General features: G+C 42.1%; 14 protein-coding genes and 1 tRNA gene. 10 read left to right on the top strand and 5 right to left on the bottom strand.

The window, feature by feature from the left end; genetic code table 11:
* The first annotated feature begins 299 nt into the window (after positions 1-299).
* From QFX10_RS02360 to QFX10_RS02315, 10 genes are all read left to right on the top strand, one after another.
* Positions 300-1652 (top strand): MFS transporter, encoded by a 1353-nt coding sequence (locus QFX10_RS02360; RefSeq protein WP_280606638.1) that lies wholly within the window; start codon positions 300-302, stop codon positions 1650-1652.
* 87 nt (positions 1653-1739) lie between these two features.
* Positions 1740-2417 (top strand): DUF805 domain-containing protein, encoded by a 678-nt coding sequence (locus tag QFX10_RS02355; RefSeq protein ID WP_280606637.1) that lies wholly within the window; start codon positions 1740-1742, stop codon positions 2415-2417.
* A 77-nt stretch (positions 2418-2494) separates the two neighbouring features.
* On the top strand, positions 2495-2710 hold the full coding sequence (locus QFX10_RS02350) for a hypothetical protein (RefSeq protein ID WP_280606636.1): 216 nt from the start codon (positions 2495-2497) through the stop codon (positions 2708-2710).
* A 73-nt stretch (positions 2711-2783) separates the two neighbouring features.
* A complete protein-coding gene (locus QFX10_RS02345; RefSeq protein WP_280606635.1) occupies positions 2784-3518 on the top strand; it encodes a gamma-glutamyl-gamma-aminobutyrate hydrolase family protein in 735 nt (244 codons plus the stop codon).
* A 59-nt stretch (positions 3519-3577) separates the two neighbouring features.
* A tRNA-Pro gene (locus QFX10_RS02340) sits at positions 3578-3651 on the top strand.
* A gap of 143 nt (positions 3652-3794) precedes the next feature.
* Entirely contained in the window at positions 3795-4265 is a 471-nt protein-coding gene (locus tag QFX10_RS02335; RefSeq protein ID WP_280606634.1) for a CtsR family transcriptional regulator, read from the top strand.
* A gap of 19 nt (positions 4266-4284) precedes the next feature.
* Entirely contained in the window at positions 4285-6777 is a 2493-nt protein-coding gene (locus QFX10_RS02330) for an ATP-dependent Clp protease ATP-binding subunit (protein WP_280606633.1), read from the top strand.
* A 134-nt stretch (positions 6778-6911) separates the two neighbouring features.
* Entirely contained in the window at positions 6912-7097 is a 186-nt protein-coding gene (locus QFX10_RS02325) for a type II toxin-antitoxin system HicA family toxin (protein ID WP_280606632.1), read from the top strand.
* A 59-nt stretch (positions 7098-7156) separates the two neighbouring features.
* Entirely contained in the window at positions 7157-7549 is a 393-nt protein-coding gene (locus tag QFX10_RS02320) for a type II toxin-antitoxin system HicB family antitoxin (RefSeq protein ID WP_280606631.1), read from the top strand.
* Between the two features lie 111 nt (positions 7550-7660).
* Positions 7661-7918, top strand: coding sequence for a hypothetical protein (locus QFX10_RS02315; RefSeq protein ID WP_280606630.1), 258 nt, complete (start codon positions 7661-7663; stop codon positions 7916-7918).
* 54 nt (positions 7919-7972) lie between these two features.
* Here the strand turns inward: QFX10_RS02315 and QFX10_RS02310 are convergent, their stop codons facing one another.
* The 5 genes from QFX10_RS02310 to abc-f all read right to left on the bottom strand — a co-directional run bounded on the left by QFX10_RS02310 (position 7973) and on the right by abc-f (position 13090).
* Positions 7973-8347 (bottom strand): DUF956 family protein, encoded by a 375-nt coding sequence (locus tag QFX10_RS02310; protein WP_280606629.1) that lies wholly within the window; start codon positions 8345-8347, stop codon positions 7973-7975.
* 15 nt (positions 8348-8362) lie between these two features.
* Complete coding sequence (locus QFX10_RS02305; RefSeq protein ID WP_280606628.1) at positions 8363-9280, bottom strand: PTS system mannose/fructose/sorbose family transporter subunit IID; 918 nt, start codon at positions 9278-9280, stop codon at positions 8363-8365.
* 34 nt (positions 9281-9314) lie between these two features.
* A complete protein-coding gene (locus QFX10_RS02300) occupies positions 9315-10130 on the bottom strand; it encodes a PTS mannose/fructose/sorbose transporter subunit IIC (RefSeq protein WP_280606627.1) in 816 nt (271 codons plus the stop codon).
* A gap of 16 nt (positions 10131-10146) precedes the next feature.
* Positions 10147-11139: a mannose/fructose/sorbose PTS transporter subunit IIA gene (locus QFX10_RS02295; protein WP_280606626.1), complete on the bottom strand. Its 993-nt coding sequence runs from the start codon at positions 11137-11139 to the stop codon at positions 10147-10149.
* Positions 11140-11623: 484 nt separating this feature from the next.
* Positions 11624-13090, bottom strand: a complete 1467-nt coding sequence (abc-f, locus tag QFX10_RS02290; protein WP_280606625.1) for a ribosomal protection-like ABC-F family protein — start codon at positions 13088-13090, stop codon at positions 11624-11626.
* Positions 13091-13136: the final 46 nt, after the last annotated feature.

Genomic DNA, 13136 nt, shown 5'->3' with positions numbered 1-13136 from the left:
TAAACGAGATATTGATCAAAGTCAGGTAAGATCTCAGCTAGTTCGTGTGGCTGTGTGCGCTACCACAAATAGCCTATCGCACACTTTATTTTTTCTATAGGTGTTATATCATATTTGAATATATTTTTAGTAACAGTTAAACAAATCCTTTTTTTCTATTTTAAGAGTAGAAAAGCTTTTTTATTATATTTAAAAAGTCAGATATAATTAAAAGATTTTAACCATAATACAAGTTATTTTTAATATACAAAAAATTGTGCTAAAATCAGGGGTGAGAATAAGAATGAGGGGGTCTTAACATGCTTTTCTTTTTACGTCCAGCACCAGATGCTGACAAGAAAGTGCCACCTGAAAAAGTCAAGTCAAGCTATCTTTGGCACCAGACTGGGGTGATCTTAGCACTTTGTATCGGATATATCGGTTACTATATCATTCGCTTGATCTTTACGACTGAACAAAATGAGATCATGCGGCAGTATGGTTTTTCGACGGCACAGATCGGACTTATTTTATCTTGTTTTGGAATCGGTTACGGGATCTCGAAGCTTTTTATGGGGGCTTTAAGTGATAAAAGTAATACGATCCGCTATCTAGCGACTGGTCTGATCGTTTCAGCTCTTTTGAATTTTTGGCTGGGGTCAACGAGAAACCTCTATTTGATGATGGTCTTGATGTTAATCATGTCGATCGCTCAAGGGATGGGGGCCGCTGCTTGTCAACGGACGATCCAGCTGTGGTGGGGCAAAAAATGGCGCGGAACGGTCTTTTCGATCTGGTCATCGGCGCATAATGCTGGGGCCTTTGCCTGTGTTGCAGTCGTTCAACTTGCAACCTTTCTTTTCACTGGTTCGATCGCCGCTGTTTTTTATACGGCCTCAGTGGTCGCATTAGTGATCGCAGCGTTTATCTTGTGGGCAGGATCAGAACGTCCTGCTGCTGTGGGCTTGCCAAGTGTTGCTGAATATACAGGAGATGAAGTCGTTTTAGATGATGGTGAAGTTTCAGCAAGCGACCTGACAGAACTGCCTTTGCGTGCGGTATTTAGTAAGTATATTTTGAAAAATCCGCTCGTATGGGCGATCACATTGACCTCAATGTCACTTTATTTAGTTCGTTATGGTGTCATGAGTTGGATCCCAAGTTTTCTAGTGCAGTCTAAGGGCTTTTCTGAAGTATTTGCTAAATGGCTCGTGGGGATCTTTGAGTTAGCAGCTGTACCGGGTGTGATCTTATTAGGAGCCTTATCTGATCTATTAAAAGATCGCCGGGCCTTGGTTTGTTTAGGTTGTGTTTTAGGCCTTTTTCTATGTTTGACGACCTACTTTTTTAGTACTAATAAAACATTGATCGTAGTCGATCTGCTTGTTATGGGAACATTGATCTATGCACCGTTGACATTAGTCGGGTTAATGGTCAATGAAGTCGTTCCTAAATTTGCAGTTGGGTCATCAACTGGTTTTATGGGCTTTTTCCAGTATATTTTTGGTGAGACGCTAGCAACCGCTTTGATCGGGATCTTAGTTGCCCACTATGGTTGGGTCGCAAGTAATACGATCTTGTATGTAGCCACTGGTAGTGCTTTTGTATTATTGTTATATATTATGCGACATGAGAAAAAATTACGTCAAAGAGTTGAACATACCAATTCCTAGGTAAATATAGTTTCAAATTTTTTAAAGATGGTTAAATTTGTGTTAAACTTAAAATATGTTTAGCAAATAGAGAAGTGGGTGGTGGAGATGGTTTGTCAAAGATGTGGGGCTAAAGGTCTAACAGATCAAAAATTATGCCCTAAATGTCAGCAAAAAGAAGCCAAAGCCATGATCGCTCAGCCATCTAATAAGCTATTTGTAGCGACCAAATTGATCTTTAAAGATATTTTCCGCTATGGTAAAAGTTTACGGCGGGCAGATTATTGGTATGGCACTTTAGGGCTCTTTTTGCTTGATAGTTTAGTTTATCTGTTAGTTCGTAGCTTAGATCAAGTCAAATGGCATTTATATTTGACGCAAAGTTTTCGTGTGTTACATTTATTGTCGGAGCTGACGAGTTATTTATTTACATTGATGCTCGTAGTGACTTTTTTTGTCAGTTTATCAGCTCAAGTTAGACGGCTCCACGATGCTGGGATCGCTAGTGGATGGGTCTTATTAGGTTTCTTTCCCCTTACGTTACCGATCTTATTAGTCTTACTATGTCAACCAGCTAAAAAAGGTGAGAATACATATTTGACTGAAAAGCAAAATAGTGTAGGCGCAGCTTTTTACCGGATGAAAGGTGCGATCGTGTTAGTTTTATTAGTCACGAGTTTGTTAGTCTTGCTGACGACACAAACAGCTAAGCGTATGTTCTTTCAGTGGCAACTCGAACAGGCTTTTGAACAGTTACAGACAAAAGGTCCTGAATATTTAGAATAGAGACGAAACGACCAGAACTAGTAGGTCGTTTTTGTTATAATAAAAATGTAAGCGTATTCTAAAATGGAGGGATGGTCATGTTTAAATTGAGTGAGTTATATCAGATCGAAGATGCTTTAAAAACGAGTGAATGTTTGACCAGTTATGAAATATTTCAAGCTTTAAAAGAGTTACGACTCTACGGAGCGTGTACGTTACGTGATCTAGGTTCTGTAGAAGCTAAATTGGCGCGTCTCCCCTTTGTCAAGGTACGTCCGGTAGGGCGGGGCCATCTTAGTTTAGAAAGATGGTAAGGAAGTCTTTACTAAATGTTAAAGATATGATATTTTCATTAAAACATTATTTTTAATACAAGGGGGAAAACTTATGCATCCAAGAATCGCGATCCCAGCAGATACACTGATCGAAGCTACTAATATCATCAATGAAAGAAACGCACCTTTTGCACCGCGACCAGCGATCGAAGCGATCGTTAAATCAGGAGGCGCACCAGTCATTTTACCGAGTGTTGCGCCAAAATTTGTTGATGATTACATCGATCTTTTTGATGGGATCGTTTTTGCCGGGGGCTTTGACGTTGACCCAACTTTCTTTGGTGAAGAACCACATTTGAAGTTAGGCATGACCTATCGCAAACGAGATATTTTTGAGATCGCGCTTTTGAAACGCGCATATGAAAAGGGGAAAGCGATCTTAGGGATCTGTCGGGGGATGCAGTTGATCAACGTTGCTTTAGGCGGAACTGTCTACCAAGATCTTTCTGAAAATAAGACGATCTATGTCAAGCATTCACAAGATGCTCCTGGAAACTTACCGTCGCATCATGCAAACGTCAGCGAAGATAGTCGCTTGTACCAATTAGTCGGTAAGCGTCCATATATCAATTCACGCCATCACCAAGCCTTAAAAGATATCGCGCCAGGCTTAAAAGTCGTTGCTCGAGCAGACGATGGTGTTGTTGAAGCGATCGAATCAAGTGCAAGTGATCAGATCTTAGGGCTACAATGGCATCCAGAAAATATGTATAAACATTATACTGATTCGCAAAACATTTTTGCTGATCTGATCGCGCGGGCTAACAAAGTCGCTCAAAATAATTAGTTCTTTTCAACAAAAGACTTTTATCTTCTCCTAAAAAGTAATATAATGATAGTTGTTTCCGGGAAATAGCTCAGTTTGGTAGAGCGCTACGTTCGGGACGTAGAGGTCGCAAGTTCAAATCCTGTTTTCCCGATCAACTAGCATAAAGTAGGGTCATGGTAAGGCATGACTCTTTTTGTGCTTGTTTGAGAAATTTGCGCTAATTCATTGCCAACAAAGGGCGAGAAAGTTTATAATAATAGTCAAAGTTAGTCAAACAGATCAAGGATAGGTTTTATGCAAAATCGTAATATTTCCGATATCATCGAAAGATATTTGAAGAGCATATTAGCAGACTCATCGAAGATCGAGATCAAACGCTCGGAAGTGGCTGATCAATTTGATTGTGTACCATCACAGATCAATTATGTGATCAAGACGCGTTTTACCTTACAAAATGGCTATCTAGTCGAAAGTAAACGCGGTGGTGGAGGTTATATTCGGATCGCCAAAGTCAACTTGATCAGTGATCCGAACCTCTTAGATGAGCTGATCGAATATGTTGGCGAAAGTATTAATGAAACAAAGGCATTTCAAATCATTCAAACGCTTTATGAAAATGAGTTATTGACGCATAAAGAGGCACATTTAGTTGCGTCAGCGATCGAAAAAAGTACGCTCGCATTATCTGACATAGCCTTAGAGGATGCGATCCGCGCAAAGATCTTGCGCAGTATTTTAAATCGTTTACGCTGTGCCGACCATTAAATAGAAAGAGGGGGATCTGATGGATTCAACATCTTATACACCAAGTGCGAATCGCGTACTGTTACTTGCACAAGAACAAGCAAATTATTTCAAACACCAAGCGATCGGAACGGAGCATTTGTTATTAGCATTAGCTCTGGAAGAAAATGGTGTTGCAGGTGAAGTATTGAAACAAGCGTTGATCAGCGCCGTTGATATTCGCGAAGAGATCGAACGCTTGGCTGGGTACGGAACTTTAAGACGTCAAGCCCCTGATAGTTATCTCCCATATTCGCCGAAGACAAAAGCGGTGCTAAACGAAGCTTTGCGCCAAGCAATGATGATGGGTTCCTCCAAGATCGGGACAGAGCACATCTTATTAGCTTTATTGAGCGATGAGACGCTCTTGTCTTCCCGGATCATTTACAGTTTAAATAGTGATATTCGGACGTTGCGTCAGTTATTATTACGCCAACTTGGTGTGACTGATCGCCAACGTCAAAGAATGGCAAAACGTGCTAATGAAGAAAAACACCGTTCCAAAACTGAGACGCTTGATGGCTTAGCACGGGATATGACGGCGATCGCCAAGGAAAAAGCGATCGATCCTGTCATCGGACGTGAAAACGAAGTCAAACGAGTCATCCAAGTTTTGAGTCGACGCACTAAAAACAATCCTGTCTTGTTAGGTGAACCAGGGGTCGGGAAGACTGCGGTAGCTGAAGGCCTAGCGCAAGCGATCGTTTCAGGCGATGTCCCTGAGAACTTACAGTCAAAACGCTTGATGATGCTTGATATGGGCTCACTTGTAGCTGGCACAAAATATCGCGGTGAATTTGAGGATCGTTTGAAGAAGATCTTAGAAGAAGTCTACCACGATGGCAATGTGATCTTATTTATCGATGAGATGCACACGTTGATCGGGGCTGGTGGCGCTGAAGGCGCGATCGACGCTTCTAATATTTTAAAACCAGCGTTAGCTCGAGGCGAAGTTCAAGTGATCGGAGCAACGACTTTAGATGAATACCAAAAGTATGTTGAATCTGATCCTGCTTTAGAACGCCGCTTTGCGACGATCATGGTCGATGAACCTGATCAAGCTCAAACGTTTGAGATCTTACAAGGGGTCCGTCCTCGTTATGAAGAACACCATAAAGTCAAGATCAGTGATGAAGCGCTCGATGCCGCCGTCAAATTGAGTACGCGCTATATCACGAAACGTTTCTTACCAGATAAGGCGATCGATCTGATGGATGAAGCGGCCGCGCGGTTAAGGATCGTCAATGCAGAAAAGAGCAACCAACTTTCACGCTCGCGGGCTAAGCTAAAAGACCTCGAAACTGAGTATGAAGCTGAGATCGTGGCAGAAAACTTCGATGAAGCAGCTCTTTTACGCAAGAAAGTCTTAAAGTTGCGCGAAAAGATCGAAAAATTGAATGCGCAACATGCTGAAAAAGAAGCCAAGAAAGAATACGAAGCAACAGTCACTGAAGAAGATGTCGCTGCTGTTGTGTCTGAATGGACAGGAGTTCCAGTCACACAATTGACGAAGACTGAAAGTCAACGTTTAGTCGGCTTAGAAAAGATCTTGCACCAACGGGTCGTTGGGCAAGAAGAAGCGATCAGCTCGATCTCAAAAGCGATCCGGCGCTCGCGGAGCGGCTTAAGTGACCCGACTCGTCCGATCGGCTCCTTTATGTTCTTAGGACCAACCGGGGTCGGTAAGACTGAGCTGGCTAAAGCTTTAGCCGAAGCGATGTTTGGTTCAGAAGACGCGATGATCCGGGTCGACATGAGTGAGTATATGGAAAAATACTCAACGAGTCGGTTAGTCGGTGCTCCTCCAGGTTACGTCGGTTATGATGAAGGCGGGCAACTTTCTGAAAAAGTCAGAAATAAGCCTTACTCTGTCGTATTACTAGACGAAGTCGAAAAAGCTCACCCAGATGTTTTCAACATCTTGTTACAAGTGTTAGATGATGGTTATTTGACAGATTCTAAAGGGCGGAAAGTCAACTTTAGAAATACGATCATCATCATGACTTCAAACTTAGGGGCGACAGCTTTACGCGATGAAAAATCAGTTGGTTTTGGCGCTGGCAATGTGATCGATGATTATGCAGCTATGTCAGCTAAGATCCGCGAATCGTTGAAGAAGAGCTTCAAACCAGAATTTTTGAACCGGATCGATGAAGTTGTGATCTTCCACTCGCTTGAAAAAGACGAATTACATCAGATCGTCAAGTTGATGGCCAAAGATATCGTTAAGCGCGTGGCTGAGAAGAACGTAAAATTAAAGATCACCCCAGCAGCGATCGATGTTGTTGCTAAAGCTGGCTTTGATCCGGAATACGGTGCGCGGCCGATCAGACGGGCTTTACAAAACGAGATCGAAGACCGCTTGAGTGAAGCTTTACTAGAAGGCAAGATCGTTACAGGTTCTACTGTGACAGTTGGAGCTAAGAAAGGTAAGATCACTTTAACGATCAAAGATCCCGTGACAGAGCCTAAAGTTGAAAAAGTGAAAAATTAATGATCTAAACAAGAGGTCATCCTTAGATTTCAATTTTTGAAATTTAAGGGTGATCTCTTTATTTTTTACAATTTTGAGCATTCGACTTTACGGTGTGTATAATGATGTGTATTATAGTAGTGAGGAGGATAGATATGCCAATAAAAGCTACAAAAATGATTCGCAAATTAAAAAAAGCCGGTTTTGTTGAAGTTCCTAAAAATGGAGGTCATAGAAAATTTGTTCACCCCGATGGGAGAATGACAGAAGTTCCAATGCATAGTAAGGAATTAACACCGTACACGGAACGAATGATCTATAAACAAACTGGCATAAAATAACATTTGAAAATAAGTGGCTATATAGCTGACTTATTTTTGGCATATCAAGAGCAGTTATTATGAAAGATAATATTTTGGTTTACCCAGTGATAGTAACTGAATGTAATGATGAAGCAGGACATTATTATGGTGTATCATCCCCTAATATTCAAGGAATGGTGACCGACGGTAAGACATTGCCCGAAGCGATCAAGCACGCTGAAGATGCGATCGCAACGATGATCTCTGATACAGAGTATCCAAAAGTTCAGGATCCACGTGATTGGCAGATAGAAGAAAATGATAGCATTATGTGGGTCACAGTCAATATGCGCAGGTGGCTCAACGATCACGGTAAAACTGTTCGAAGAAATATTACGATCCCAGAAAATATCAATAACTGGGCCAAAGAAAATAATATCAATGTTTCTAAAGTCACTACTGAAGCACTAAAAGAATTAGCTGGAATGTAAATTGGTGAGCACCATACTCAAAAAGAGGTGGTGCTTTTTTGATTAAAACTTTTAGCTAGATATTTCAAGTTGTAATTTAAAGCAACTTACGCTAAAAGGGGATGAGATAATTTGCAGAAAGTAAATCAGAGTGTGATCTTGAGTTCGCAGTTTTTGATCAGTTTTGGGGCGGGGATGTCAAATATTACCTTGTTGACGTTGATCACGAAATGGTTTGTTTTGGATAACTACATCGGGATTTATTCTTTTTTTCTCTTTGTACCTCGGGTCGTCTTAGCGACTTATATCGGCAGTCTAGTGGATAAAAGTTGCGATCTCAAGCGCTTGTTGCTGCAATCGATGCTCGGAACGGCTTTATATTACCGCTAACGTTAGCAACACACTAAAAAGGCTAACTGCCAAAAAGAGCAGTTAGCCTTTTTATCAATGTTTGGCAAAGAGAGATTTGAGACGACGCCGCAGTAGAAGACCGATGCTTGGAGCTTTGCGAAAACTTTCACGGGGAAGGTGCGCTTGCATCGCCTTGAGCGTGGCGCGACTGTTACGCGTAGAAAATCTAAACTTACCATTTTGTTTAGTGCGGATCTCAAAGCGAGGGATGTATTTACCGTTAAAATAGTAATCGACGACAACATACGTGATCTCCTCCCAAGGGATCTGGATATAATTTTGTAAGTTAGTCTCACTGTAAAATTCAAAGGCACAGTCTCCGACCATCACGTTGCCATAAAATGGTCCGCTTTGATACCAAGTGCCTTTGTCAGTCAACTCTCTGATGGTATTTAGCGATTTGACCATAACTTTACCTCTTTATTAAAGTAGTCCGATCACGTGGAAGAGGATCGCAGCGATAAAGATCCCTAAGATGATGATGATCGGTGAAACTTTTTTCTTTAAGAGATACATACATAAAAATGTTAGCCCTAAAGCAGCCAGACCAGGTACTAATTGGTTCAAGTTATCTTGTAAAGTCGTGACCTTTGTCGCCGAGACAGAACGCCCTTCAGCGTATTGGGTGAACGCTTCTCTAAGCCCTTTGACCCCAGCAGGAAGTTTATCCCAGTCGATATAAGTACCTTTTTGTTGTTTGACTTGGGAAACGACAGGCGTAAAAGTGATCGAGACCCATCTTTGGATCAAAGCACCGATCACAAACATCCCCATCATCGAGGCGCCACGCGTAACTTTTTGTAAAAGCCCCCCAGACAGATCATCAGTGATCGAGACCCCAGCGCGGTAGCCAAATTCTTGGGTGTACCATTTAACGGCAGCAGCCATGATGTTCCATAAGATAAAGAATAAGAGCGGTCCAAGAATGTTACCTGAGACGGCTAACGAAGCCCCTAAGGAAAGTAAGATCGGGCGTAAAGTGAACCAAAAGAGCGGATCACCGGCCCCAGCTAATGGTCCCATCATCCCAACTTTGACCCCTGAGATCGCAGCGTCATCGACATCAGCACTGTTAGCTTTTTCTTCTTCTAACGCCATCGTCACCCCAAAGATCGGATTAGCCATAAAAGGATGGGTGTTGAAAAATTCTAAGTGGCGCTTTAAAGCGGCCGCGCGGTCTTCTTTTCTAGTGTAGAGTTTTTTGATCGCAGGGATCAAAGTATAAGCGACCCCGCCGTTTTGCATTCGTTCGTAGTTAAAAGAACTCAAAAGAAAGTAGGAACGCCCAAACATTTTTAAACGATCTGCTTTAGATAAACTAATTTTTTTGTTGTCAGCCATAGTTATAATTCATTCCTTTCGCTATTTTTAAATTTTAGAGTTCTTCTAAAATATCACCGAGTGGGTCGCCTGAGCCGTCAGCTGCGTTGGAAGAACCATTTGAGTTACCACCATTGCCTTTGCCTTCAAGCGCTAAGAATAAAACAGCTAAGCAGACACCGATGATCCCTAAAGAGATCAAAGTCAACTGTTCGATCGCCGCTAAAGCAAAACCGAGGAAGAAAAATGGCCAAACTTCGCGACTAGACATCATGTTGATGACCATGGCATACCCAACGGCAACGACCATGCCCCCACCGATCGTCATCCCAGCTGTCAACCATTCAGGCATTGCTTCAAGCCCTTGACGAACGACATTTACCGGGATCAACATCAAAAGCAAAGCCGGGATCGCGACCCGTAAGCCTTGTAAAGCCATCCCGATAAAGTGCCAAGCTTGGATCCCGTTGATGTCGGCTTCTTCGGCACGACTATCCATGATATGCGCGATAAAAACAGTGGCGGTCCGGACTAACATCGTTAGACCAAGACCAGCTACAGCTAGCGGAACAGCTAGAGCGATCGCTGGGCCGATACCTTGAGCCCCTTGGTTACCTTCGATCAAAATAATAGCAGATGCGACTCCGGCTAAAGCGGCGTCAGGTGCCATGGCTGCGCCGACATTGGCCCATCCCATGGTGATCAATTGTAAACTCCCACCTAACATGACGCCTAGTTCGAGTTGACCAGTTACAAGACCGATCAAAGAACAAGCAACGATCGGTTGGTAAGTTTGGATCTGGTCGTTAACTGAACTACAACCAACAATAAAAGCAACGATTACGACTAAAACGATTTGGATCGTACTCATTTATTTTCCCCCCTGATTATTTTTTCTCAGCTAATTTCTTTTCAGCTACGCGTAAGAGATCGTCGATGTTAGCTGGGGCGTCACTTGGAACACCACGGACATCGAATTTAACACCTAGACTTTGAAGTTCTTTGATCGCATCGACATCAGTCTGATCAAAAGATAAAGCTTTAGTCACGTTGACTTTGCCTTCTTTATACGCTGATGAACCTAAGTTGATCTCTTTGATATCAACGCCTGCTTTGATCGCAGTCAAGGCATCTTCGACTGATTCAAATAAGACTAAAGCTCGTGTATCACCAAAGCGCGGATCGTTATTAGCTTTGACCATATTTTTGATCGGTGCGACAGAAACGTTGACGCCGTTTGGAGCTGCTTGTTTGATCATGCTCGTGCGTAATTTGTCATGTGGGACAGTATCTGAGACGACGATGATCCGGTTCGGATGGGTCGTATGCGTCCAGCCGGTAGCCACTTGACCGTGCAACAGGCGGGTATCGACACGCGCTAAAACGTATTCGATATGACCATCACCTAAGACCGTACCTTCAGGGATCGTCTCCTTAGCCGAAGGAGTGTTTTTTGCCTCAGGGGCTTTAGTTTGAGATGGCATGATCTCTTCAGGATATGTCTTGATCCCATCATTCCCAGTTGGAACGACTGCAGTTGCGATCTCTTTTGCCGCTGTGACTGAAAAACGTTGTGTCAAAGCTTCGATGACCATCGGAAGGTTCATACCAGCAACGATCGCCCAATTTTCGTGTTCATTTACGAGACTGGTCGCTTGATTGAATGGAGTCCCACCCCAAAGGTCAACTAAAAATAAAACTTCTTCTTGGTCTGTGAGACTAGCCACAGCTTCTTGCATTTTGCGTTTTACATCAGCTGGTCCTTCGTCTGGCTTTAAAATACAGCTTTTAAAATCAGTTTGAGGACCAAAGATCATTTCTGCTGATTGATGGATCCCGTCAGCAAAGCTTCCGTGACTCGCAAGGATGATTCCTACCATGAAAAGTTCCCTCCTTTTTAAAGAAAGCGGTTTTATAGTGGAACAAAAATCTTGAACGTCAAAATGATCTCTGAGCAAATTTGCCCGAGAAAATAAACGTAGCTCGAAATAATATTAGGCCTAAAATATTGCAATTACTAATGTTCCTTATAATAAATTTTACGGTATTTTTATATATAATTCAATGTTTTTTAATATATATTTATTATTTTAACAAGGCTGTTTTGCTATATAGAATAAAGGTTTAAGGCGTATTTTAGATCGATAGATAAAATCAATGGCAAAAAAACTTGGCGATAAATTATCATAATTATTGATTTTTTATTATGTTTTTTTAATGTTGTTTTGGGATGAGTAAATAAAATAGGTTTTATGACTAAAGTAACAGTTTTAAAATTTTATTTTTATAGGTATCTTTCTGGCTAGTGCAAATAAGTTGAATGACGCAAAAAAACTGACCACGCTTAGCGTGATCAGTTTAGACTCAAAGTTCGATGATTTGATCGGCGAGCTTGGTGATGAAATTTTGGTCATGTTCGATCACAAGCATCGTCGGATGAACGGTGGAAAAGAGTTCGAGGAGTTGGTCTTGGTTGAATGTATCTAAGTAGTTGAGTGGTTCATCTAAGAGATAAAGCTCAGCTGGCGTCGCTAGCACACAGGCTAAGGCGACCTTTTTTTGTTGTCCTTGGCTCATCTGTTCGATCTTAGTCGCAAATGTTTGGCGCGGAATACCTAATTTTTTGAGTAATGTCAAAAATAGCGTGTAGTCAAGGGCATGCTTTTGGGCAAAAGCAGCTAGCGTGCCAGTATTTTCACTGAGATCTTGTTTGAGTAAGCTGAAGCGTTTAGTAGCTAAAGTCAAAGAACCTTGCTGGATCAGCTCAGTTTGACCTAAAAGAGCTTGGAAAAGGCTTGATTTACCGCGCCCGTTTGCGCCTTTGAGGACAACGATCTGGCCGGTGGAAACAGTAAAGTTTAGCTTGGAGAAAAGCTCTTTTGCAGGATAAGCTAACGTCAAATCTTTAGCGGTGATCAATGTCTTTTTATGCGATCTTTGGTAGTTGAGGCTCAAAGTTGCACTTGTTTCGATGTTTTTGAGCTGTTGTTCTTTTGTCTTGATCTCAGCTTGAAGTCGTTGGTTGAGATGATCGGCGCGTTTCATGACTTTGGCAGCGCGGTGTCCGATAAAGCCTTTGTCGGCATGAGCGTTATTTTGCTTTTGGCGCTCGGCTTGTTTCGCCCAGTTTTCTTTAGTCAAAGCTGCTTTTTTCAAACGTGCTAGTTCGTGGCGCGTTTTTTCATTTTGGCGTTTATCAAAAGTATCGCGCCGCTCTTTTTGCAGTTGATAAGTCGTTAGGTCACCTTTAGCCAAGAAGAGCTGATTTTTCTCGATCACAAGCGTATGATCGATCACTTGATCTAAAAAGATCCGGTCGTGACTTGTGATGATAAAGCCTTGCTTTTTTTTGTGTAAATAAGCGATAAGTTCGTTTCGCCCAGCTAGATCTAAGTGATTTGTCGGTTCATCTAATAAAAAGAACGCGTCTTTTTGACAAAAGAGCGCACAAAGCATCAGTTTAGTCTGTTCGCCGCCGCTCAAAGTGTCAAATGGCTGCCACAAAAGTTCTTCTTTAAGTCCAAAAAGTTGCATCTCGCGGCGCAGTTCCCATTCTTCAAAATCGGTAGTGGCTTGTAGGCAAAACAAAGCCAGTTCTTGTTTGTTTTGAAGTGGTTGTGGAAAATAAGCGACTTCAAGTGGTACGTTGATCTGTCCTTTGAAAGGCAGTTTGTTTTGTAAAATTTTGAAAAGTGTCGTTTTGCCCCGGCCGTTGCGCCCTAAAAGGCCTAAACGCCAAGTCGTCGCCAGCTCGAAGCTCGCGTTTGAAAAGAGCTCTGGTTGGCCTGGATAAGCAAAAGTCAGATCTTTGATCGAGATCGTTTTAGTCATTTTTATTCCCCCAGTCATGGTGGAAACAAAAAAAGTCTGCACAAGG

Source organism: Ligilactobacillus faecis, from assembly GCF_029889745.1.
GTDB classification, from domain to species: domain Bacteria; phylum Bacillota; class Bacilli; order Lactobacillales; family Lactobacillaceae; genus Ligilactobacillus; species Ligilactobacillus faecis.
This window is presented reverse-complemented; position numbering and strand designations above follow the sequence as displayed.

Bases quoted from the DNA above. Each gene is read 5' to 3' on its own strand.
- QFX10_RS02360 (WP_280606638.1), top strand. From the start codon at position 300: ATGCTTTTCTTTTTACGTCCAGCACCAGATGCTGACAAGAAAGTGCCA.
- QFX10_RS02355 (WP_280606637.1), top strand. From the start codon at position 1,740: ATGGTTTGTCAAAGATGTGGGGCTAAAGGTCTAACAGATCAAAAATTA.
- QFX10_RS02350 (WP_280606636.1), top strand. From the start codon at position 2,495: ATGTTTAAATTGAGTGAGTTATATCAGATCGAAGATGCTTTAAAAACG.
- QFX10_RS02345 (WP_280606635.1), top strand. From the start codon at position 2,784: ATGCATCCAAGAATCGCGATCCCAGCAGATACACTGATCGAAGCTACT.
- QFX10_RS02335 (WP_280606634.1), top strand. From the start codon at position 3,795: ATGCAAAATCGTAATATTTCCGATATCATCGAAAGATATTTGAAGAGC.
- QFX10_RS02330 (WP_280606633.1), top strand. From the start codon at position 4,285: ATGGATTCAACATCTTATACACCAAGTGCGAATCGCGTACTGTTACTT.
- QFX10_RS02325 (WP_280606632.1), top strand. From the start codon at position 6,912: ATGCCAATAAAAGCTACAAAAATGATTCGCAAATTAAAAAAAGCCGGT.
- QFX10_RS02320 (WP_280606631.1), top strand. From the start codon at position 7,157: ATGAAAGATAATATTTTGGTTTACCCAGTGATAGTAACTGAATGTAAT.
- QFX10_RS02310 (WP_280606629.1), bottom strand. From the start codon at position 8,347: ATGGTCAAATCGCTAAATACCATCAGAGAGTTGACTGACAAAGGCACT.
- QFX10_RS02305 (WP_280606628.1), bottom strand. From the start codon at position 9,280: ATGGCTGACAACAAAAAAATTAGTTTATCTAAAGCAGATCGTTTAAAA.
- QFX10_RS02300 (WP_280606627.1), bottom strand. From the start codon at position 10,130: ATGAGTACGATCCAAATCGTTTTAGTCGTAATCGTTGCTTTTATTGTT.
- QFX10_RS02295 (WP_280606626.1), bottom strand. From the start codon at position 11,139: ATGGTAGGAATCATCCTTGCGAGTCACGGAAGCTTTGCTGACGGGATC.
- abc-f (WP_280606625.1), bottom strand. From the start codon at position 13,090: ATGACTAAAACGATCTCGATCAAAGATCTGACTTTTGCTTATCCAGGC.